This is a genomic window from Streptomyces sp. NPDC019531, assembly GCF_044903305.1.
GTDB lineage: Bacteria > Actinomycetota > Actinomycetes > Streptomycetales > Streptomycetaceae > Streptomyces.
In genome coordinates this window covers 25,143-46,022 of record NZ_JBJDQL010000011.1, presented here as the reverse complement: position 1 = coordinate 46,022, position 20,880 = coordinate 25,143, and the positions used below count along the sequence as shown (strand labels likewise).

The window sequence follows — 20,880 nt, the reverse complement described above, 5'->3', positions numbered from 1 at the left end:
GCGTCGCGCGCATGACCGACTCAAGCTCGGCGCTGAGCGAGGAGCGGACCGCCGTGGCGGACGCCTGCCGCCGTCTGGGGGCCGAGGGCCTGCTCATCGGTACGGCGGGAAACGTCAGTGTGCGCGTCGACGACCGCGTGGCGATCACCGCGACCGGCGCGGTCCTCGCAGACCTCACCCCGGACCAGGTGACCGTCGTGGACCTCGACGGAGAGATCGTGGCCGGAAGGCTGCTGCCCACCTCGGAACTCGACCTCCACCTCGGTGTCTACCGCCGCTACGGCACCACCGCGGTCGTGCACACCCACGCCCCGATGGCCACCGCGCTCTCCCTCGTCCTCGACGAACTGCCCTGTATCCACTACCAGTTGCTGGCCCTCGGCGGCACCGTACGGGTCGCGCCGTACGCCACGTTCGGCACCCCGCAACTCGCCGAGTCGGTCCTCACCGCGCTGGAGGGCCGGGGCGCCGCGCTGATGGCCAACCACGGCGCGGTCACCCACGCCCCGACCCTCGGCAAGGCGGTCGAGCACGCGCTGCTCCTGGAGTGGGCCTGCGGTGTCTACCAGCGCGCGGCCGCCCTGGGGAAGCCCCGCATCCTCGACGAACAGCAGCAGATCGCGGTGATCGAAGCCGCTCTCGCCCGTAACTACGGCACCACGCAATCCGCACAGGAGGGGAAGAGATGAACGTCGTCACCATGGGTGTGCACGTGCTGGACGTACTGGTCCGGCCGGTCGAGGAGATACCCGAGGGCCAGGGCGCGACCCTGGTCGAGGACATCCGCATGACCGCGGCGGGCACGGCCGCCGGTACCGCGCTCACCCTCGCCAAGCTGGGTGCCTCGGTGCGCACCGCCGGAGCGATCGGCACCGACCCGACCGGCGACCTGCTCACCCAGCTCCTCAACAGGGCTGGAATCGGCACCGAGTTGCTGGTCCGGCGCAGGGACACCTCCACCTCCGCGACCGTCCTGCCCATCCGCCCCAACGGCGACCGCCCCACCCTCCACCTGCTCGGCGCCAACATCACCTACGGCCTCGACGACGTGCCCTGGGACGCCGTCGCCGAGGCGAGCCATCTGCACCTCGGTGGACCCGAGCTGATCGGCGCGGAGGTCGCCGCCCGCATCCTGGCGTACGCCAAGGAGCACGGCGTGGTCACCTCGGTGGACCTCCTCGCCCCCGGCGAACTCGGCACCTTCGACCAGATCGAACCGCTGCTCCCGTACGTCGACTTCCTGCTCCCCAACGAGGACCAGGTCCTCGGCTTCAGCGAGGAACAGGACCTCGTCACCGGCGCGAAGAAGTTCCTGGCCCAGGGAGTGGGCCTGGTCGCGGTCACCCGGGGCGGCGACGGCGCCCTCCTGGTCACCGCCGAGGGCACCGAAACGGTCCCCGCCTTCGAGGTCGAGGTCATCGACACGACGGGCTGCGGCGACGCCTTCTCGGCGGGCTTCCTGCGAGGGATGAGCCTGGCCCGTACCCCGCGTGAGGCGGCCGTGCTCGGATGCGCCGCGGCCGCTCTGGTGGCGCAGGGACTGGGCAGCGACCACGGGGAGTTCGACCTCGCGGAGGCCGACGAGTTCTCGATGACGAGCGAGACCCGGGCCTGATCCGCACCCATACCTTGCGAGCTGTGACGGGTGGGGAATGGGCCCAGCGCACACGGTGTTGCGGGAGCATCGAGTCGTCCCGCAGCACCGCACGACAGGGAGTCGCCCCATGCCCCGCTCCGAAGCCCGCGTCACCACCGACCGCCCCCACCGCTACGCCAAGCAGCTCGCCTCGCACCTCGGCCGCCGCAGCCAGACCAGCTGGGACGAGGAGAGCGGTGAGGGCACCCTGCTGTTCCAGAACGGAGGCAAGGGCTCCCTCACCGCGGCCGAGGGCGCGCTGCTGCTGACGCTGGAGACGGAGGCCGAGCATCTCGACCTCCTGGAGGGCGTGGTCGGCAGCCACCTGGTCCGCTTCGGCACCAAGGACGAACTCGTCGTCGAGTGGACGCGGGACACCGGCGAGCCCGGCACCACGCAGCGCAAGGACACCGACTGACGCCGGCGGACCTCAGATCACGCAGCCCACATGGGCCAGCGCCTGCTTGAGCAGCACCCCGTGACCGCCGGGCATCTCGCTCTCCACCGCCGGCGACAGGGCCTCCTGCGGGCTGAACCACACCAGGTCCAGGGCGTCCTGGCGAGGCCGGCAGTCGCCGGCCACCGGGACGACGTAGGCGAGGGACACCGCGTGCTGGCGCGGGTCGTGGTACGGCGTGACCCCATGGGTCGGGAAGTACTCCGCGACCGTGAACGGCTGAAGCGAGGACGGGACCCGGGGCAGTGCCACGGGCCCCAGGTCCTTCTCCAGGTGGCGCAGCAGGGCGTCCCGGACCCGCTCGTGGTGCAGAACGCGGCCGGAGACCAGCGTCCGGCTGACCGTTCCGTCGGGGCCGATGCGCAGCAGCAGGCCGACGCTGGTGACTTCGCCGCTGTCGTCGACGCGCACGGGCACGGCCTCGACGTACAGGATGGGCATCCGGGCGCGCGCCTGCTCGAGATCGTCGGCGCTCAGCCAGCCGGGCGTGGTTTCGGTCAAGTCAGACATTGCTGGATCATACTTTCCGGGGACGGCGGGCGCTCAGTCGCGCTCGCCTGGTGGGACGGGGGCAGGGGCAGGAAGTCCGTAGAGGCGGCGGGCATTGTCCCCGCTCGTCCAGGCCGCGATGCGCAACGCGTCCGGCAGGCTCAGCTCGTCGGCGTCCACCCGCTCCTGCAGCAGACCGGCCAGTCCCTGCCGGAAGGCCAGTGCGCCGAGCAGATGGAATTCGGCCACTCCGTACGCGTCGGAGCTGTACAGCAGCTTGCGGAACGGCGTGATCTCCAGCGCCTCCGCCAGGATCGCCCGGGACCGCGCGGGGCCGACGTAGTGCAGCGTGAGGCCCACGTCCAGGTACACCTGCTCGAACACGGCGGCCAGATAGGCGGCCTGCCGCTGATACGGCCAGCAGTGCAGCAGCAGAACGGGGATCGTGCCGGCGGTCAGGTGCAGCCAGTCCGTGAGGTGGGTCGGGTCCGCGCGGTGCATCCGGATGTCGCTGTCGCCGAACCCGGTGTGCAGCTGGAGGGGCAGCCCCAGATCCACGGCGGTCCACAGCAGATGCCGTACGAGGACGGGATCGGCCAGTCGACCACCGCGGGCCAGCCAGCCGGCGGCGGCACGGGTGACCTCCGGATCCGAGGGGCGGGCCGGGTCCAGATCGAAACCGGTGCGATAGGCGGCGACCGACTTCACGGCCACCACACCCGGCCGCCCCACGGCCTCCAGCGCGGCAGCCCGGAACACGTCGGCGTACGCGCGCGCCTCCACGCCCCGCGCCGCCACACCCTCGGCGACCCGCTCCAGCCGTACGACCTCGTACGCCGTCCCGCCGGCCGCCTCCGCCAGCTGTGCCGGGGTGGTGAGGCGTTCCGTCTCGTAGCCGGTGTCCACGCAGAACACGTCCGTGCCCGTGGCGGTCAGAAAGCGCCGGTTGACCTCCCGAGGGCCGAGTTCGGCGCGACGGGCGAGGTAGTCCTCGGGCGGCGCGTGGCGGGGCAGGTCCAGCAGGGGCGCGCAGTGGCGGCGGACCGCCACGCCGACGGGGCTGTCGAAGGGGGAGATCCCGGGCCAGACCGCACCCTCGGTGATCAGCGACTCGAAACCGGTCCGGTCGAGGGCGCCGGTGACGACTCCGTGGCAGTGGTGATCCACGAGCCGGGCGGCGGAGAGGACGTCGTGGACGGGGTGCGCGCCCGTACCCGCTGATTCCAGGCGAGGTCCGCTCATGCTCAGTACTTCCAGCGGTACGCCGCCGCGATCTGCTCGTCGTCCAGCTCGGCCACGGAGTCGACCTCGCCGAAGCGGACCGCGACCACGGCGTCGGTGAGGACCGGGCCCAGGGCGGCCCGCAGGCGTTCGTCGGCGCGGAACGCCCTGACCGCCTGGGAGAGGGAGGTCGGCAGCCGGCGTACGCCCGCGGCGGCCGCCTCGTCGGGGGCGAGCAGGGCCGGGTCGCCGGTGATCTCCTCGGCCAGCGGGGTGGACGAGGTCAGGCCGTCGAGTCCGGCGGCGATCAGGCCGGTGAGAGCGAGATAGGGGTTCGCGGCCAGGTCGACCGGCTTGAGCTCCAGGTTCGCGGCCCGGTCGGTCAGGCCCGCCGTGCCGGTGACGATCCGGACGGCCGCCTCCCGGGTCTCACGGCCCCACGCGGTGAACACGCCCGCCCACTGGGAGGGTTTGAGGCGCAGATAGCTGGCCGGGCTCGGCGCGGTCAGGGCCGTGAGCGCGTGCAGGTGGGCGAGGACACCCGCCACGAACGACTCGGCCTCGGGCGTCATGCCGTACCGGCCCTTGCCGCCGGAGTGCAGGTTCACCCCGTCGCGCCAGGCGGACAGATGGAGGTGGCCGCCATTGCCGACGCCCTCCGCGAAGACCGACGGGGCGAAGGAGACGACAAGACCGTGCCGCTGGGCCACCGCCCGGATCGTCTGCCGTACCAGCACGCTGACGTCGGCCGCCGCCACCGGGTCCAGGGCATCCGTCGAGATCTCGAACTGCCCGGCCGCGTACTCGGGATGGAGCTGCTCGACCTCGACGCCCTGCTCGGCGCAGGCCGCCAGCAGATCCGCCAGGTAGTCGCCGAGTTCGACCTGCCGGGTCGCGCCGTACGCCGGTCCCGCGACCGCGGGTACGAAATGACCGTCGGCCGCCGGGCCCCGGCCCACCGCCCACTCGATCTCGACGCCCGCCTTGAAGGTGATCCCGTACCGCTGGGCGGCCTCGGTGACGATCCGCCTGAGGACCGTGCGGGAGCAGCCCGGATGCGGCTCGCCCTCCTGGGTGATCCGGTCGACCGGTGCCCACGCCCAGCCCGGCTGACCGGCCAGCGTCACGAGTTGGTCGAGGTCGGGGTAGAGGCGCAGATCGCCGTCGGGGGAGCCCAGGGTGTCGGTGGTGACGATGGAGTCGTTGGCCAGGAAGGTGTCGAACACCGGGGACATGCCCACGCCCCAGGCCGCGGCGGAGGGGAGTTTCGCGGTCGGGATCGTCTTCACCCGGCAGATGCCCGCGGTGTCGACGTAGGCCAGGACCACACCGCGCACACCCTTCTTGAACAGTTCGTCGCTGACCGCGGTCGCCCGGTCCACGTCACCGGGGCGGCCGCCGGGGACGGGGTCGGCAAGGGTGGTCATACGTCCTCCACGACGGGCTCGGCTGGTTCGGATCCCGCGTCAGGCTTTCACGGCCACCGCGCCGAACTGCGGTACCACGGCCGGGGAGTCGGACTCCGCGCGCCACTGCGAGCAGGAGACCAGGCCCGGTTCGAGAAGGTCGAGCCCCTCGAAGAACGCGGCGATGTCCTCGCCGCTGCGTGCGGTGATCGGCGGAGTGGCGTTCTCGTTCCAGAACTTCATGGCCGGGATCTGGCCCTCGCCGCCGAGCTCCGCGTCGAACGTGGGATGTGTCAGGGCGAGGTGACTGCCGGCCGGCATCGCGGCCATGACCTCGCGGGCGATCCTCCGTGCCTCCTCGGTGTCGAGGACGAAGTTGAGGATGCCGAGCATCATCACCGCGACCGGCTTGGTGAAGTCCAGGGTCTGCGCGGCGCGTTCGAGGATGGTGGCCGGGTCGTGGACGTCGGCGTCGATGTAGTCGGTGACGCCCTCCTGGGTGCTGGTCAGCAGGGTGCGGGCGTGGACGAGGACGATCGGGTCGTTGTCGACGTAGACGATCCGCGCGTCGGGTGCGATGCGCTGGGCGATCTCGTGGGTGTTGTCCACCGTCGGCAGTCCGGTGCCGATGTCGAGGAACTGCCGGATGCCCTGCTCCTCGGCGAGGAAGCGCACCGAACGGCCCAGGAACCAGCGGTCCGCGCGGGCGATCTCCCGGATGATCGGGAACATCCCGGCGACATGGTCGCCGACCCGCTGGTCGACCTCGTAGTTGTCCTTGCCGCCGATCCAGTAGTTCCACACGCGCGCGTTGTGCGCCACACCTGTGTTCAGCCTCGCCGACGCACCCGACGGGGTGTGGCTCTCGCTCACGACTGTGCTCCTTCTCGTACCCGCTGCCGTTGCCGCCATTGTGCCGTCCGATGATCAGCTTGTCCCGGAAACGGCGACCTGAACGCCCCGTCCGAGATGCCCGCGGATCTTCCGACGGCGACACTGGCCCGGTACCGACCCTTGGCGCGAGGAGTGAACATGCTGCCCGGATTCCTCACCAGGGCGGTCGAGTTGCTGCTCGGCCGGGAGGGACGCTCGCTCCATCTGAAAGCGGCGGGCGGCGCGACCGCCGTGCTCCTCGTGGTGATGCTCACCGGATCCTGGGCGGTCGTCGTCGCCGAGAACGGGGCGAGGGGCGCCAATCTGACGTCGTACCCGAAGGCCCTGTGGTGGTCGGTCGAGACGGCGACGACCGTCGGATACGGCGATTTCTACCCCGTGACCCCCTGGGGCCGGGTCGTCGGCACGGTGGTCATGGTCGTCGGGATCACGACGTACGGCATGGTCACGGCGGCCCTCGCGACATGGTTCGTGGCGCGGGAGCAGAAGCGGCGCCATGGCCTCCACCAGGTGGAGGCCGAGACCCTGCACGCCCTGCACGAGCGCTTCGACCGGCTGGAGGAGCTTGTCGCGGCGAGGAGGAAGGGGTGACTCAGCCCTCCGGCCGGGCGAGTCCGTGCTGCCAGGCCCCGGCCGCGATCACCGCCGTACGGCAGGGGCCTCCCTCCTGTGCATGGTCGACTCGGTGGTCCGCTCCGGCGCCCTGTTCGGGCCGGGCGCGCCGGCGATCCTGCTTGCCTGCTGCTCATCGCGGTACGGCACTGTCCGCGCACCTCGGTGGTGGCGTGTTCTGATCGGCCTGACCGTGGCGTTCGCCGCGTATCTGCGCTCGCAGGACCACCGGCGGACCGTCGCCGTGAGCGAGACCCCGTGCTCCGAGCGTCTGGCCATCGCCGCCGACCTGCACCACTTCGTCGCCCACGCATCCTGGTGCAGACCCAGGTGGCTCGCATGATGGCGGGAACCGACTCCGACGCACTCGATCCCGTCCTCGCCGACATCGAGCGCGCCGCGACCGAGGCGCTCGCGTCGATGCGCCGCACGGTCGGCGTCCTGCGAGACACCGACGACGCGGCCGACCTCGCGGGCATCGCCGGTCTCGTCGACGGCTTCACGAGCCCCATCCAGAAGGACCGGCGACCTCCCGTACGAGGTCCTGGCGGCGGCCTTCCGGGTGGTGCAGGAGGCCCTGACCAACGTACGGCGGCACGCGATGGGCTGGGAACTGCATGTGGGGCCGCCGTCCCAGTACGGGTGGGAGGTGCGGGCCGTCCTTCCCGAGTGACGCGCGCGGTCTTCCCCGGGTGAGGGGCCGGGCTGTTCAATGGGGCTGCACAGGAGAGGAGCCCGCCCGTGTCCCCTGTCCCCGTGCCGTCGGTCGGCGCGCGCATCCGGCAGGCGCGTCTGGAGCGCGGCCTGAGCCTGCGCGCACTGGCCCGTGAGGTCGGCGTCTCCGCGAGCCTGGTCTCCCAGATCGAGACCGGCAAGAGCCAGCCGTCGGTGAGCACGCTGTACGGCATCACGACGGCTCTCGGTATCTCCGTCGAAACCCTCTTCGAGGTGCGGGAGGCCGCCGTGGCGGCGAGTTCGGCCCCGGTCGTGCACGCCTTGGCGGCGTTCGCGGCCGACCCTGGCCGACGCATGGGCCCCCTGGTCACGCCCGGTGAGCGGGAGGTGCTGGAACTGGACTCCGGAGTCGTGTGGGAGCGGCTCGGACACGTCCCGGGCACGGACGTCGACTTCCTGCTCGTCACCTACCGGCCCGGGGGCTCCTCCTCCGGTTCGGGCGGCCTGATGCGGCACCCCGGTACGGAGTACGGCTGGCTGACCTCCGGCGAGCTCGTCCTCACCCTCGGCTTCGACGAGCAGGTCCTGCGCCCCGGCGACGCCGTCTGCTTCGAGTCCACGACCCCCCACCGCTACCGCAACGACGGCGACGCACCGGCCGTGGGTGTCTGGTTCGTCGCCGGCCAAAGCGTTCAGTGACGCTTGACACCTCTCGCGGTCGGTCGTTGACTCGATGGTGGGGGTGGTCGCGATGGCGATCCGCACATACGGCCCCAACGCCGTCGACTGGGAAGAGCGCGTCGACCTGGACCGGCTGCGCAGGCAGCGCCTGGCCCGGCTCCACGACACGCTGTACCGCTCCGAGCTGGGCGCCGTGCTCAGCTTCGACTTCGCCAACATCCGCTACATGACCGCCACGCACATCGGCACCTGGGCGATGGACAAGCTGATCCGTTTCGCCCTCCTGGTCCGCGGCGGGGAGCCGATCGTCTGGGACTTCGGCTCCGCGGCCCGCCATCACCAGCTGTACAACCCGTGGCTCGACTACAGCGACGGCAAGGGTGGCCCGCCCACCGGAGCCCGCGCCGGCATCTCCACCCTCCGGGGCGCCTTCCATCCGGACGCCGGGATCGCCGAGGACGTCGCCGCGAAGATCGCCGCCGAACTCCGCGCGCACGGCCTGGCCGGCGAACCCCTCGGTATCGACGTCGCCGAGATGCCCGTCCTCGCCGCCCTGCGCGCCGAGGGCATGGATGTCGTCGACGGCCAGCAGGTCTTCCTGGAGGCCCGCCGCATCAAGACCGGCGACGAGATCTCCCTGCTCGCCCAGGCCTGTGCGATGGTCGACGCGGCCTACGAGGAGCTCTACGGATACCTTCGCCCCGGAGTCCGCGAGAACGAGTGCGTCGGACTCGTCAGCAAGGTCCTCTACGACCTCGGCAGCGAGTACGTCGAAGGCGTCAACGCCATCTCCGGCGAACGCTGTTCACCCCACCCGCACGTCTACAGCGACCGCCTCATCCGCCCCGGCGACCCGGCCTTCTTCGACATCCTGCACAGCCACCTCGGCTACCGCACCTGCTACTACCGCACCTTCGCCGTGGGCAGCGCCTCCCGCGCGCAACGGGACGCGTACGTGCGCTGCCGGGAGTACATGGACGAGGCGATCTCGCTCGTCCGGCCGGGCGCGACGACCGCCGACATCGTCCAAGTCTGGCCGCACGCCGAGGAGTTCGGCTTCGCCGACGAGACCGCTGCCTTCGCCCTGCAGTACGGCCACGGGGTGGGCCTGTCGATCTGGGAGAAGCCCATCTTCAGCCGTCTGGTCTCCCTCGACCACCCCGAAGTCCTCGAAGAGGGCATGGTGTTCGCCCTGGAGACCTACTGGCCCGCCGCCGACGGCTGGTCCGCCGCCCGGATCGAGGAGGAACTGGTCGTCACCGCCGACGGCTGCGAGGTCATCACCAAGTTCCCCGCCGAGGAACTGCTGGTGGCGGGCCGCAAGTACTGGACGGTGGGCGGCGAGCTGAACACCGCCCGGGAGGCACAGTCCCACCTCAACACGGGGACCGTCGATGGACACCGCTGAACTCCTCGCCCGGTACGAGCAGATGGCCCTCATCCGCCGTACCGAGAAGGCCGCCCACGACCTGTTCCTCCAGGGCCTGGTCAAGGGCACAACCCATCTCGCCGCAGGCCACGAGGCGATCGCCGTCGGCGCGAGCGCCGCCCTGCGCGAGGACGACTACGTCTTCGCCACCTACCGCGGCCACCACCACGCGATGGCCCGCGGCGCCACCCCCGAGGAATGCCTCGCCGAACTCATGAGCAGGGCAACGGGGTTGTGCAAGGCCAAGGGCGGCTCCATGCACCTCACCAAGGCCGCGAGCAACATGCTCGGCTCCTACGCCATCGTCGGCGCCCATCTCCCGATGGCGGTCGGCGCCGCCTGGTCGGCGAAGCTGCGCGGCACCGGGCAGCTCGCGGTCGCGTTCTTCGGCGACGGTGCCACCAACATCGGCGCCTTCCACGAGGCGCTCAACCTGGCCGCCGTATGGAAGCTGCCGGTGCTGTTCGTCTGCGAGAACAACCTGTACATGGAGTACACGCCGATCGCCGACGTCACGGCGGTGCCCCGCCCCGCCGCCGACCGGGCGCCCGCGTACGGCATCCCCGGTGAGGTCGTCGACGGCAACGACGTCGTCTCCGTCCAGGAGGCGGTGGCAGGACTGGCTCGGCGGGCCCGGGCAGGAGACGGGCCCGCCGTACTGGAGGCCGAGACCTACCGCCACTTCGGGCACAGCCGGGCCGACCCGGCGACCTACCGCCCCGCCGAGGAGGTCGAACGCTGGCTCAAGCACGACCCGTTGGACATCGCGAGGGGGCGGCTGATGGAGGCCGGGGTGCCCGAGGAGACGGTCACGGAGGCGGACGAGCGGGCGCGGGATGTCGTACAGCAGGCCGTAGAGGCGGCGAAGAACGCGCCGCCGCCCGATTCCCGCGAGGCGTTCACCGACGTATGGGCCGACGGAGGTGCCGCATGGCGGACGTGATCACCTATCGCGAGGCCGTGGCCGAGGGCCTCGCCCGGGAGATGCGGCGTGATCCGTCCGTCGTGTGCCTCGGGGAGGACATCGGCGAGGCCGGCGGGGTCTTCAAGACGACCGCCGGACTGTTCGAGGAGTTCGGGCCCGAGCGGGTGTGGGACACGCCGATCTCCGAACAGGCCATCGTGGGCGCGGCGATGGGCGCCGCGATGACCGGGATGCGGCCCGTCGCGGAGATCATGTTCTCGGACTTTTTGGCCTGTTGTTGGGACTACCTCGCCAACGAGATACCCAAGGTGCGTTACATGACGGGCGGTCAGGTCACCGTGCCCCTCGTCGTTCGCACCGCCAACGGCGGCGGGCTCGGTTTCGGCGCCCAGCACTCCCAGGCCACGGAGAACTGGGCGCTGACCGTGCCAGGGCTGAAGATCGCGGCACCCTCCACGCCCGCCGACGTCACCGGCATGCTGGCGGCGGCGATCCGCAGCGACGACCCGGTGGTCTTCTTCGAGCACAAGGGACTGCTGGCCACCAAGGGCCCGCCCCCGCCGCCGGACCACGTCGTGGAGCTGGGGCGGGCGGCCGTCGTGCGCGAGGGCGCCGACGTGACGGTGGTGGCACTGGCATCGATGGTGCCGGTCGCCCTGAAGGCCGCCTCGGTGCTCGCCGAGGAGGACATCGACGTCGAGGTCGTCGACCTGCGCTCTCTCGTGCCGCTGGACACGGCCACCGTTCTCGCCTCGCTCGGCCGGACCTCCCGGCTGGTCACCGTCGAGGAGAACCCGTACCAGGGCGGCTGGGGCGCGACCCTCGTCTCCGTCGTCGCCGACGAGGGGTTCGCTCTGCTGGACGCGCCGCTGCGGCGGGTGGCGGGGGAGTGCGTGCCGCTGCCCTTCGCGGACGCGCTGGAGGAACAGGTCATCCCCACCGTCGACAAGGTCGTGGCCGCCGTCAGGAACCTGGCCGCGTACTGAACACCCCTGAGGAGGAAGCGCGATGACCCATCGGACACTCCTTCGTGCCGGACACGTGCTCTCGATGGACCCCGGCATCGGGGACCTGCCGAGGGGGGACATCCTGATCGAGGACGGGAAGATCGCGGCGGTGGACCGCGACATCCGCGCGGACGCCGAGGTCCTCGACATGACCGGCCGGATCGTCATCCCCGGCTTCGTCGACACCCACCGCCACACCTGGGAGGCCTCGATCCGCAACGTGGCCCCCGACGCCACCCTCGACGACTACTTCGTCGACATCCTCGACACCTTCGCCCCCCTCTACACACCCGAGGACGTCTACGCCGCCAATCTCGCGGGCGCCCTGGAGTGCCTCAACGCCGGCATCACCACGCTCGTCGACTGGTCCCACATCAACAACACCCCCGAGCACCCGGACGCGGCGATCCGAGCCCTCACGGAGACCGGCATCCGCGCCCAGTACGCCTACGGCAGCGCCAACACCTCCCTCGCCGACTACTGGTTCGAGAGCAAGATCGCGATCCCGGCCGACGACGTACGGCGGATCCGCACCGAGTACTTCGCCTCCGACGACGGCCTGCTCACCCTGGCCCTCGCCACCCGCGGCCCCGGTTTCTGCGTCAACGACGTCGTCACCTCCGAATGGACGCTGGCCCGCGAGCTGGACATCCCGATCACCGTGCACGTGGCCATGGGACGGCTCGCAGGACGCTTCGGCATGGTGAAGCAGCTGAACGACCTGGGACTCCTCGGCCCCGACACCACCTACGTCCACTGCTGCTACTTCAGCGAGGAGGAGTGGCGGCTGGTCGCCGACAGTGGCGGTACGGTCTCCATCGCGCCGCAGGTCGAGACGCAGATGGGGCACGGGTGGCCGCCGGTGATGAAGGCCATCGAGCACGGTCTGCGGCCGTCGCTCAGCATCGACGTCGTCACGACCGTGCCCGGCGACATGTTCACCCAGATCCGCGCGGCCTTCGGCGCCGAGCGCGCCCGCGTCAACGCCGACAGCTGGCAGGCCGATGTCCCGGTCCCCGACACCATGTTGACGGCACGTCAGATGCTGGAGATCGCCACCCGCAACGGCGCGCACGTCGCAGGTCTTGAGGACCGCACCGGCTCCCTCACCCCGGGCAAGCGCGCCGACCTCGTCGCGATCGACGCAACGGCCCTGAACGTGGCCCCGGTTCACGACGCGGCCGCCGCGGTGGCGCTGAGCGCCGACGTGTCCAACGTGGAGACCGTCATCGTCGACGGCGTGGTCCGCAAGCGGGACGGTCGGCTCACGGCCGACGTGGCACGCGCCCTGCGGCTCGTCGAGGAGTCCCGCGACCGGCTGCTGGCCGCGAAGGAGGCCCCGGCGTGACGCGACACCTGGTGCGCCGCACCGGCGCCGCTCCGGAGCCGTCGTACGGCGAACACGGCTTCCGGCGACGGGAGTTGGTCGGCGAGGGCGACGGCAGCTCGCACACCGGTTTCGGGGTGTGCGAGCTGCGGCCCGACGGCTCGGTCGCCGCGCACGTCCACTCGTACGAGGAGAGCTTCCACGTCCTCGACGGGTCCGTGATCCTGGAGGTGCCCGAGGGGGCGTACCTGCTGGAGGAAGGCGACTACGGCCTCCTCCCGACCGGCGTGCCGCACGCCTGGCGAGGCGCCGGAGTCAGCGTCGCACGCTGGGCGGACATGCTCGCGCCGGTGCCACGGGCACGGTACGGGTACGACACCCAGGCGGTCGCCTCCTGGCCCCCGCGCGAGCCCGTCCGCATCGACGTCCGCGACCCGCGCACCCGGTCCTTCGGTCACTTCGAGCCCGCCCAGATGGACCCCGGCAAGCAGTCCCAGGACCTGCTCGCGGTGTCGGCGAGCATGCGGACGGCGCTGCTCGTCTACAGCGGGATCACCGTGAAGATGATGGTCGACGGCGACCTCGGCGCGGTCGCCTCGACGATGTTCATGGTGCAGTACGCGCCCGACGGCGTCGCGGGCACCCACGACCACCCCTTCGAGGAGACCTATCTGTTCCTCGAAGGCGAGGTGGACGCGGTGTTCGACGGCACGCGCTACCGGCTCGGCCCGGGCGACTGCGCCTGGGCGGGCGCCGGTTGTGTGCACGGCTTCGCCAACGCCGGTGACGGACCGCTGCGTTGGCTGGAGACCCAGGCCCCGCAGCCGCCGGTCCGGCACTCGTACCGGTTCACACGGGACTGGGAGTACCTGAGGGAGGCGTCCCGATGAGCAGCAGCGTGGTCGTGATCGGCGGAACCTCGGGCATCGGGCGGGAGTTCGCCCGGGTGCGGGCGGAGCGCGGCGACGAGGTGGTGATCACCGGCCGCGACGCGCACCGCACCGACACCGCGGGCAAGGAGATCGGCGCCCGCGGGCTCGCCCTGGACCTCGCCCGGCCGAAGGGGATCGCCGACGCGCTGAGCGACGTGGGCCGTGTCGACCACCTGGTCCTCGCGGCCATCTCCCGTGACGAGAACCGGGTGAGCGCGTACGACATCGACGCGGCCGTCCACCTCGTCACGCTCAAGCTGGTCGGCTACACCGAGGTCGTGCACACGCTGCGGTCCCGGCTGCACGACGACAGCGCGATCGTGCTGTTCGGAGGACAGGCCAAGGAGCGCCCCTACCCGGGGGCGACGACGGTGGCGACCGTCAACGCCGGTGTGACCGGCCTTGTTCACTCCCTCGCCGTGGAGCTCGCGCCCGTCCGGGTCAACGCGATCCACCCCGGGGTCGTGGGCGACAGCCCCCACTGGCGGGCCAAACCGGAGGAAGTCCTCGCGGGTCTACGGGCCAGGACACCGACCGGACGGCTCGCGACGGTGGCGGACGTGGTGGACGCCGTGGACTTCCTGCTGCGCAACGGCTCCGTCAACGCGGTGGGGCTGAGTGTGGACGGGGGGTGGCTGCTGGGCTGAGCGGGTCTCAGCGCTTGATGCCGACGGCCCCGTACAGCGACACCAGTTCGCCGCCCTCCCGCTCGTCCGGACGCCACCGCGACAGGGACACGATCCCCGGCTCCAGCACCTCAAGTCCCTTGAAGAGACGGCTCACTTCGTCGTGTGAGCGGGCCACCAGGGTCATCCCGCTCGCCGTGTACGCCGCGATGCCCGCGTTCACCTTCTCCGGGTCGAAGTCCGCCGTCAGCGCCGACAGCACCAGACAACTGCCCGGCGCCAGTGCGCCGACCAGCGATTCCACCAGCTCCCGGGCGCCGTCCTCGTCGGCGATGAAGTGCAGCAGCGCGACCAGGGACAGAGCCACGGGCTGCTCGAAGTCCAGTACGGCAGACGCTCCTTGGAGAATCCGCCCCGGCTCGCGGGCGTCGGCCTGGAGGTAGTGCGTCGCCCCCTCCGGGGTGCCGTGCAGCAGGGCCTCGGCGTGGGCGAGGACGATCGGGTCGTTGTCGACGTACACCACCCGGGCGTCCGGTACCGCGGACTGGGCGATCTGGTGGAGGTTGGGCTCGGTGGGGATGCCGGAGCCGATGTCGAGGAACTGGCTAATGCCCGCCTCCCGTACGGCGATCCGCGTGGCCCGCTCCATGAACCGGCGGTTGGCGCGGGCCTGCCGGGACGCGTCCCCCTGTGCCGTGATCTGCCGGCCGAGTTCCTCGTCGACGGGGTAGTTGTCCTTCCCGCCCAGGAACCAGTCGTACACCCGGGCCGGATGCGGCCTGCTCGTGTCGATCCGACGGCCGGCCGACTCGGTCCCGGTCACCCAAGGCTCCTCTGCGCTGCTCGACTTCGGCACTGCGTGCGAGCAGTGTGCCACGGTCACCCGGCGCGGCGGAGGGTGTCCTCGGCCACCTCGTCGTCGATCGCCGCCCGCACCAACGCGGCGGCCAGGACGGCGGGTCGGGTGTCCCCGGCGAGCTTTGTGAGCCGGTCGGGGTCTTTCGGCAGGCCGAGCCGCTCCGCGCCCGCCAGCGTCTTGCGGTCCAGGCAAGGCGCGATCTCCGGCCACACGTCCTGGACCTCGCGCAGGAAGATGTCGGCACCTGCGGGCCCGATCCCGGGGAACTCCTGGAGCAGCCGCCGCAGTTCGGGCACCTCGCCGTCCGCCTCGGCGCGCAGCCGACGCAGGTCTCCGCCCCAGCGCTCGGTCAACAGCTCGGCGCCCTCGCCGAGTTGGGTGGCGGTGCGCTCGTCGTAGCGCCGATACCCGCCACGGCCCAGCGCGTCCACCCGCTCCTGCCAGTCGGCCCCGGCCATGCGGCGCGGATCGCGCAGCCCCGCCCTGTGCAGTTCGCGGGCGGCGGCGACCGCGACGGAGCCGCGGATGCGGGCACTGAGCAGGAGGGACAGCACCAGCAGCCGGTACAGGGGCTGCGGAGTGTCCTTCAGCGTGATGCCCGCCTCCGCGGCGTACGTCTGTCCGTGCGCGGCGACGAGTTCCCGCAGGACGCGCTTCCCGTCGGCCATGACTACGGTTTGAGCGGGTCGTGGCCGACGGACATCAACCGGTGCCGACGCCGGGTCTCCTCGGCCTCGGGCTCGTTCTCCACGTCGGCCTGAGCGGTGACGGTGTCCACGACCTCGTACATCACCTCGATGTCGTCGTCGGTCAGGTCCGTGCGCCGCTTCTGCAGGATCGCCAGGACGTGCTGACCGGTCGGCTCACCCGCGTGCTCCGGCAGCGGTTCGGCGGACTCGTCGGCGTCGCTCACCCGCAGCCAGGCGGCGAGTTCCTGCGAGGTCATGTTCACCGCGCGGTGGAAGTCCTCCCACAGCGCGTCGAGTTCGAGGGCGTCGGTCATCGCATGCGCCTTTCCGTGGGTGTCGCGTGCCGGTCAGTCCCGGGGCCAGTTCTCGGCCTCGAACATCCAGCGTTCCTTCTCCAGCTCGGCGGTGATGCCGATCAGCAGGTCCTGGGTGACCGGATCGGCCTTCTCGGTGGCCCCGATGCGCTCGCGCAGTCGGCCGATCGCCGTCTCCAGCGTCTCGACCATCAGCCGGACCACCTCGTCGTCCCGTAGCCAGCCGCTCTTGGAACCGGGCAGCGTGTACGCGGCGGCGATCGTCTCCGGCCTGCCGTCGGGCGGCAGACCCAGTGCCGCGGCGCGCTCCGCCACCGTGTCGGAGAACGAGCGGGCCGTCGACACCACCTCGTCCAACTGGAGATGGATGGACCGGAAACGCGGGCCCACGATGTTCCAGTGCGCCTGCTTCCCGATCAGTGACAGGCCGAGCAGATCCACCAGGGTGCTCTGCAGGGCCTCGCCGGTGATCTCGCGGGCCGCCTCGGGGAGGGTGCTCCTCACCACAGTCATACCGTGCTCCTCCTTCGGGCATGGTCAGTGCCGTTACGGAGCAGTGCGTCGCGTTCCTGCTCGCAGGTTCCGCCCCACACGCCCGAGGTCTGCCCACTGGTGAGCGCCCATTCCAGGCACTCCGGGGTGACCGGGCAGCGGGCACAGACGCTCTTCGCCGCAGCGAGATCGCGCAGGGCGGGCCCTTCCGTGCCCACGGGGAAGAACAGCTCGGGGTCCTCTCCCACGCAGGCTGCTCGACGCAACCACTCCATGGGGGCGCGGGTGCCCAGGGCGTACTGGTGCAAACAGGGGTGTCTCAGTGGGCGAGCACGCCGTCGAGGAAGCCCGTCACGTCCGCGAAGACCGCCGCCCTGTTCGTCTCGTTGAACACCTCATGGCGGGCGCCGGCGTAGATCCGCTCGGTGAACCTCTCGCCCCTGAGCTCCTCGACACCGATACGGCTCCCGGAGAGCGGCACCAGCCGGTCGTCGTCGCCGTGCAGCCACAGCAGCGGGAGCGAGCCGACGTCCCCGCCCTTGGACACCGTCTCCAGGGTGCGCGCGAACGCCTGCACCGTCGGCCGTTTCATGGGTCCGTGCCAGACCAGGGGGTCCGCCGTGTACGCCGCACCCACCGCAGGGTCGCGGGAGAGCGAGGCCGGGCTGATGGGCGTGTCGGGGATCTCGTCGAGGGCGAGCAGCGTCCCCGGCAGCTCCCACGCGCCGATCACCGGCCCCGACAGCACGAGCGCGGCGAGCTCGCTGCCGTACCGCTGGGCGAAGCGGGCGGCGATCAGACCGCCCATGGAGTGCCCGACCACGACGAGCGGCACCCCGGGGTGGGCGCGCCGGGCCAGGTCGGCCACCGCGTGCACATCGGTGACCACGTCCTCGAAGTCCTCGATCAGGACCCGCTCGCCGCCGGACTTCCCGTGCCCGCGGTGGTCCGGCCCGAAGACGGCCGCGCCGTGCGCCACGAGGACCTCGGCGAGCTCCTCGTACCGGCCGACGTGTTCGCCGTACCCATGGACCAGGAGCGCCACGTACCGGGGCCGGTCATGCGGCCACTCGCGGACGGTGAGAGGGCCGTGGGTTCCTTCGACGACGTGCTCGGCCATGTGTCCTCCAGCTGCGTTGCGGTCCAGCACCGGCAGTGCTCATTAAAGGCCCGGGACCGCCCTCGGAAGAGGGCACCGCCGCCAACAGGACCAAGAGGCGAGACGGCACTTACACCAGCCGGTTACCTGCACCTAGCATCGGTCCCCGCATGGACACGATGACGCTCTGGAACATTTCCGGCTGGGAGTTCGCCGCGCTCGCCTTCGCGGCCCTGCTCGTCGGCTTCTCCAAAACAGCCGTGAGCGGGGCCAACACGGTCAGCCTCGCGATCTTCGCCGCGGTGCTGCCCGCCCGCGCCTCCACCGGCGCCCTGCTGCCGATCCTGATCGCCGGAGACGTTCTCGCGGTGCTCACCTACCGGAGGCACGCCCACTGGCCCACGCTGTGGAAGCTGTTCCCCGCGGTCGCCGTCGGCGTGGTCGCCGGCACGCTGTTCCTTCAGTGGGCGGACGACGGGATCGTCCGTACGTCCATCGGCGTGATCCTGCTGCTGATGGCCGGGGTGACGATGTGGCGCCGCCGGACGGCCGACGCCGAGGCTGAACCCGACTCGGTCGCCACCCGGACCGGCCGCGTCAAAGCCCGTTCCTACGGTGTCCTCGGCGGCTTCACCACGATGGTCGCCAACGCCGGCGGCCCGGTGATGTCGATGTACCTGCTGTCGGCGGGCTTCCGCAAACTCGGCTTCCTCGGCACCTCGGCCTTCTTCTTCCTGATCGTCAACGTCTCCAAGGTGCCTTTCAGCGTCGGCCTCGGCCTGATCGGCGGCCACTCGCTGCTCCTCGACCTCGCCCTCGTGGCGTTCGTCGTGCCCGGCGCGCTTTTCGGCAAATGGGCTGTGAACCGGATCAACCAGCGACTCTTCGAGCAACTGGTGATCGCGGCGACGGTGGTGGGCGGTCTGCAGCTCCTACTGCGCTGATCGCAGCAGCCCCGGCAGGTCCGCGAAGGACCCGATCACGTGATGGGGTGTACCACTGGCCGCCCGATGGGTCTGCGGCAGGTACTTGCCCGTCTTCACGAGCACCCCGGTGAGCCCGGCGCGCTGCGCGGCCAGCACGTCCGACTCGATGTCGTCCCCGACCATCAGCGCCTCGCCCGCCCCGACCCCGAGCGGGGAGAGCGCCGCCTCGAAGAACGCGGGCGACGGCTTGCCGGTGACCTCGGCCTCGGTCCGGGCCGCCTTCTCCAGGCCGGCCAGGAAAGCCCCGGCGTCGAGCTGGAGACCGTCGTCGGTACGCCAGTACAGGTTGCGGTGCATCGCCACCAGCCGGGCCCCGCGCTGGAGGTGCCCGAAGACACGGTTGAGCTCCGCGTAGCCGAACTCGGGCCCGGCGCCCCCGAGGAGCACGACGTCGACCCCCTCGGCCTCGGCGCCGACCAGCGTGACGCCCGCGAGGTCCTCGGCGATGTCCCCGCTGTTCAACAGCGTGCAGCGGGCGCCGGGCCAGCGGTCGGCCAGATACGCGGCGGTGGCCGCGGGCGCGGTGAGGATGTCCTGCGCCGACACGGGAAACCCTGCCCGTGCCAAGGCCGAGGCGATCGACGCACGTGTCCGTGAGGTCGTGTTGGTCACCAGGGCGACGCCGAGTCCGGCTTCCCGGAGCTCCCGCAGTGCCGCCACCGTCCCCGGCAGCGGCTCCCACGAGACGGTGAGGACGCCGTCGATGTCGATCAGGACCGCGCGCACGGATGCCATACCCGGACGACGACCGCCTGGAGCCGCGGAGCTCATGACGTCGTACTGTCTGCCGACTCCCGCGCGCGCTGCGGCAGTCCGCTGTTGAGGTCCTCCACGAGGAGCCGTTTCGCGATCGTGTCCACCGTGGCCCGCAGGTCCGTGCCCGAGGGGCGGCCGATGTCCTGCTGCACCCGGTCCGCCGGCCAAGCGCCCCACGCCGTGCCGATGAGCCGGGCCTCGTGCGCACCCGCCTGCGTGTGCGAGAGGAGACTGCCGGCGCCGGTCGGACGGCCCTCCTCGACCGTCCGGTCGAAGACCGGCAGCAGCACCTCGGGCGGCAGATGGCGGCGCGCGGCGATCATGCCGAGGCCGGCGCCCCCAACCATCCGCGTGTGCAGCTCCACCCACATCACGGCCCAGGCCCCGGCGAGGTCGAGCCGGGTGTCGGAGCCCGCCATGATCCGGCGCGCGGTGTCCAGGTCCGTACTGCCGATGATCTTCCCGACGGTGGTCTCCAGCACCCGCTGCGAGTCCGCACCGGACGGTGAGGCGAACCCCTCGCCCGTGTCGGTCGAACCGGCCCGCGCGCTGTCGCGCAGCTGGACCTGCTTGAGGAGCAGGGGCCCCGACGAAACCCAGGGCGGCCACTGGCACGGTCCACAGGAGGACGGTCCGGATTCCTCGGCGACTGTCACAAGGGCACGATCACATCGCTGGGCCATCCGTGCATGTGGGGACGGTCCGCGCGGGTGCCTGCGGACAGTGGCTCGTGCGGTGTGTCTACAGTGCGCCCCGGCTCCGGCCGCGCAGCCGGGGCGCCCGCGCCGCCGCGTCGACACTCGCGCCGGTCTCCTCCACGACATCCGCGAGCCGTCGCGCCCAGTCCGCCAGATCCGCGAGATCCATCCCGTACGGCGACCACTGCCCGAGCTGCGCCGCCCACTCCGCCACGCCCACGGCGCCGCGCCGCAGCAGCCTCGCCCCGCCCGTGACGTTTCCCCGGGCCGCGTGGGTCAGCCCCACGGCGAGCTGCGCCAGCCCCCGCCACAGGGCACGCTCCTCGTCGGGGCCCGACTTCCAGGCGTCCTCGAAGACCTCGTGCGCATGGAAGGGGCGCCCCGCGTCCAGCAGTTCCTGCGCCTCGGCCACGGTGTCCTCAGGGGTGCGCAGCACGCCCTCCGGCTGCCGGGCGACACCGTCCGCGCCGTACGGCAGCGGCCGCCCGAGCCCGTCCCGCGGCCGGGCGTTGCGTGCCCGACCCTCGCCGTCCCGGTCCCGCGCGTCCTGCCGTCCTGAGGATGTAGTGGCCATACGTCGATTGTCCCGCGCCCGGCGCCCGCTTCGGTCAGGCCTCCGAGGTGGGGTAAAGTTCTGTACGCGCATTCCCGTGATCCACCGCGGGACAGC

The 20,880-nt window shown here is 71.5% G+C and carries 26 protein-coding genes and 1 pseudogene; 14 read left to right on the top strand and 13 right to left on the bottom strand.

Features of this window, described 5'->3' with window-relative positions:
• Nucleotides 1–11: 11 nt before the first annotated feature.
• From ACI2L1_RS15935 to ACI2L1_RS15925, 3 genes are all read left to right on the top strand, one after another.
• On the top strand, nt 12–689 hold the full coding sequence (locus tag ACI2L1_RS15935) for a class II aldolase/adducin family protein (protein WP_404739912.1): 678 nt from the start codon (nt 12–14) through the stop codon (nt 687–689).
• Entirely contained in the window at nt 686–1,615 is a 930-nt protein-coding gene (locus tag ACI2L1_RS15930; protein ID WP_404739911.1) for a carbohydrate kinase family protein, read from the top strand. Before ACI2L1_RS15935 ends, ACI2L1_RS15930 begins: the two co-directional genes overlap by 4 nt.
• A gap of 109 nt (nt 1,616–1,724) precedes the next feature.
• Entirely contained in the window at nt 1,725–2,054 is a 330-nt protein-coding gene (locus tag ACI2L1_RS15925; protein ID WP_404739910.1) for a DUF2218 domain-containing protein, read from the top strand.
• Between the two features lie 12 nt (nt 2,055–2,066).
• On the opposite strand, the gene ACI2L1_RS15920 is transcribed toward ACI2L1_RS15925, so the two are convergent.
• From ACI2L1_RS15920 to ACI2L1_RS15905, 4 genes are read right to left on the bottom strand one after another with little or no spacing between them, the layout of a single operon-like run.
• Nucleotides 2,067–2,603, bottom strand: coding sequence for an NUDIX hydrolase family protein (locus tag ACI2L1_RS15920; protein ID WP_404739909.1), 537 nt, complete (start codon nt 2,601–2,603; stop codon nt 2,067–2,069).
• A 33-nt stretch (nt 2,604–2,636) separates the two neighbouring features.
• Nucleotides 2,637–3,824, bottom strand: a complete 1,188-nt coding sequence (locus ACI2L1_RS15915; protein WP_404739908.1) for an amidohydrolase family protein — start codon at nt 3,822–3,824, stop codon at nt 2,637–2,639.
• A gap of 2 nt (nt 3,825–3,826) precedes the next feature.
• A complete protein-coding gene (locus ACI2L1_RS15910) occupies nt 3,827–5,230 on the bottom strand; it encodes a glutamine synthetase family protein (protein WP_404739907.1) in 1,404 nt (467 codons plus the stop codon).
• Nucleotides 5,231–5,269: 39 nt separating this feature from the next.
• Nucleotides 5,270–6,082, bottom strand: a complete 813-nt coding sequence (locus ACI2L1_RS15905) for an SAM-dependent methyltransferase (protein ID WP_404739906.1) — start codon at nt 6,080–6,082, stop codon at nt 5,270–5,272.
• A gap of 159 nt (nt 6,083–6,241) precedes the next feature.
• On the opposite strand from ACI2L1_RS15905, the gene ACI2L1_RS15900 reads away from it, so the two are divergent.
• The 10 genes from ACI2L1_RS15900 to ACI2L1_RS15855 all read left to right on the top strand — a co-directional run bounded on the left by ACI2L1_RS15900 (nt 6,242) and on the right by ACI2L1_RS15855 (nt 14,338).
• Nucleotides 6,242–6,694 (top strand): potassium channel family protein, encoded by a 453-nt coding sequence (locus ACI2L1_RS15900; RefSeq protein ID WP_404739905.1) that lies wholly within the window; start codon nt 6,242–6,244, stop codon nt 6,692–6,694.
• An 82-nt stretch (nt 6,695–6,776) separates the two neighbouring features.
• On the top strand, nt 6,777–7,058 hold the full coding sequence (locus tag ACI2L1_RS15895; RefSeq protein WP_404739904.1) for a hypothetical protein: 282 nt from the start codon (nt 6,777–6,779) through the stop codon (nt 7,056–7,058).
• Nucleotides 7,055–7,411 (top strand): hypothetical protein, encoded by a 357-nt coding sequence (locus tag ACI2L1_RS15890; RefSeq protein ID WP_404739903.1) that lies wholly within the window; start codon nt 7,055–7,057, stop codon nt 7,409–7,411. Before ACI2L1_RS15895 ends, ACI2L1_RS15890 begins: the two co-directional genes overlap by 4 nt.
• Before the next feature lie 45 nt (nt 7,412–7,456).
• Nucleotides 7,457–8,089, top strand: a complete 633-nt coding sequence (locus tag ACI2L1_RS15885; protein WP_404739902.1) for a helix-turn-helix domain-containing protein — start codon at nt 7,457–7,459, stop codon at nt 8,087–8,089.
• Nucleotides 8,090–8,141: 52 nt separating this feature from the next.
• Nucleotides 8,142–9,479: a M24 family metallopeptidase gene (locus ACI2L1_RS15880; protein WP_404739901.1), complete on the top strand. Its 1,338-nt coding sequence runs from the start codon at nt 8,142–8,144 to the stop codon at nt 9,477–9,479.
• Nucleotides 9,466–10,443, top strand: coding sequence for a thiamine pyrophosphate-dependent dehydrogenase E1 component subunit alpha (locus ACI2L1_RS15875; protein WP_404739900.1), 978 nt, complete (start codon nt 9,466–9,468; stop codon nt 10,441–10,443). The genes ACI2L1_RS15880 and ACI2L1_RS15875 overlap by 14 nt, the downstream gene beginning before the upstream one ends.
• Nucleotides 10,431–11,411, top strand: a complete 981-nt coding sequence (locus ACI2L1_RS15870; protein WP_404739899.1) for an alpha-ketoacid dehydrogenase subunit beta — start codon at nt 10,431–10,433, stop codon at nt 11,409–11,411. The genes ACI2L1_RS15875 and ACI2L1_RS15870 overlap by 13 nt, the downstream gene beginning before the upstream one ends.
• A gap of 22 nt (nt 11,412–11,433) precedes the next feature.
• A complete protein-coding gene (locus tag ACI2L1_RS15865) occupies nt 11,434–12,780 on the top strand; it encodes an amidohydrolase family protein (protein WP_404739898.1) in 1,347 nt (448 codons plus the stop codon).
• On the top strand, nt 12,777–13,649 hold the full coding sequence (locus ACI2L1_RS15860) for a cupin domain-containing protein (RefSeq protein ID WP_404739897.1): 873 nt from the start codon (nt 12,777–12,779) through the stop codon (nt 13,647–13,649). The genes ACI2L1_RS15865 and ACI2L1_RS15860 overlap by 4 nt, the downstream gene beginning before the upstream one ends.
• Nucleotides 13,646–14,338, top strand: a complete 693-nt coding sequence (locus tag ACI2L1_RS15855; RefSeq protein WP_404739896.1) for an SDR family oxidoreductase — start codon at nt 13,646–13,648, stop codon at nt 14,336–14,338. The genes ACI2L1_RS15860 and ACI2L1_RS15855 overlap by 4 nt, the downstream gene beginning before the upstream one ends.
• Nucleotides 14,339–14,345: 7 nt before the next feature.
• Here ACI2L1_RS15855 and ACI2L1_RS15850 read toward each other — a convergent pair whose 3' ends face one another.
• From ACI2L1_RS15850 to ACI2L1_RS15825, 6 genes are read right to left on the bottom strand one after another with little or no spacing between them, the layout of a single operon-like run.
• Nucleotides 14,346–15,140 carry an SAM-dependent methyltransferase gene (locus tag ACI2L1_RS15850; RefSeq protein ID WP_404739895.1) on the bottom strand — a complete coding sequence of 265 codons (795 nt, stop codon included), beginning with the start codon at nt 15,138–15,140 and terminating at the stop codon, nt 14,346–14,348.
• A gap of 56 nt (nt 15,141–15,196) precedes the next feature.
• Complete coding sequence (locus ACI2L1_RS15845; RefSeq protein WP_404739894.1) at nt 15,197–15,844, bottom strand: endonuclease; 648 nt, start codon at nt 15,842–15,844, stop codon at nt 15,197–15,199.
• A 2-nt stretch (nt 15,845–15,846) separates the two neighbouring features.
• Nucleotides 15,847–16,179 (bottom strand): DUF3140 domain-containing protein, encoded by a 333-nt coding sequence (locus ACI2L1_RS15840; RefSeq protein ID WP_404739893.1) that lies wholly within the window; start codon nt 16,177–16,179, stop codon nt 15,847–15,849.
• 33 nt (nt 16,180–16,212) lie between these two features.
• Nucleotides 16,213–16,692 (bottom strand): Dps family protein, encoded by a 480-nt coding sequence (locus ACI2L1_RS15835; RefSeq protein ID WP_404739892.1) that lies wholly within the window; start codon nt 16,690–16,692, stop codon nt 16,213–16,215.
• Complete coding sequence (locus ACI2L1_RS15830) at nt 16,689–16,946, bottom strand: WhiB family transcriptional regulator (RefSeq protein ID WP_404740059.1); 258 nt, start codon at nt 16,944–16,946, stop codon at nt 16,689–16,691. The genes ACI2L1_RS15835 and ACI2L1_RS15830 overlap by 4 nt, the downstream gene beginning before the upstream one ends.
• Before the next feature lie 44 nt (nt 16,947–16,990).
• Nucleotides 16,991–17,791 carry a lysophospholipase gene (locus tag ACI2L1_RS15825; protein WP_404739891.1) on the bottom strand — a complete coding sequence of 267 codons (801 nt, stop codon included), beginning with the start codon at nt 17,789–17,791 and terminating at the stop codon, nt 16,991–16,993.
• A gap of 149 nt (nt 17,792–17,940) precedes the next feature.
• On the opposite strand from ACI2L1_RS15825, the gene ACI2L1_RS15820 reads away from it, so the two are divergent.
• On the top strand, nt 17,941–18,714 hold the full coding sequence (locus tag ACI2L1_RS15820) for a sulfite exporter TauE/SafE family protein (RefSeq protein ID WP_404739890.1): 774 nt from the start codon (nt 17,941–17,943) through the stop codon (nt 18,712–18,714).
• Here ACI2L1_RS15820 and ACI2L1_RS15815 read toward each other — a convergent pair.
• The 3 genes and pseudogenes from ACI2L1_RS15815 to ACI2L1_RS15805 all read right to left on the bottom strand — a co-directional run bounded on the left by ACI2L1_RS15815 (nt 18,703) and on the right by ACI2L1_RS15805 (nt 20,784).
• Nucleotides 18,703–19,491 (bottom strand): HAD-IIA family hydrolase, encoded by a 789-nt coding sequence (locus ACI2L1_RS15815; RefSeq protein ID WP_404739889.1) that lies wholly within the window; start codon nt 19,489–19,491, stop codon nt 18,703–18,705. The genes ACI2L1_RS15820 and ACI2L1_RS15815 overlap by 12 nt on opposite strands.
• A gap of 32 nt (nt 19,492–19,523) precedes the next feature.
• A pseudogene (locus ACI2L1_RS15810) lies at nt 19,524–20,151 on the bottom strand (MFS transporter); the annotation flags it as partial.
• A gap of 102 nt (nt 20,152–20,253) precedes the next feature.
• Nucleotides 20,254–20,784, bottom strand: coding sequence for a DUF309 domain-containing protein (locus ACI2L1_RS15805; RefSeq protein ID WP_404739888.1), 531 nt, complete (start codon nt 20,782–20,784; stop codon nt 20,254–20,256).
• Between the last annotated feature and the right edge of the window lie 96 nt (nt 20,785–20,880).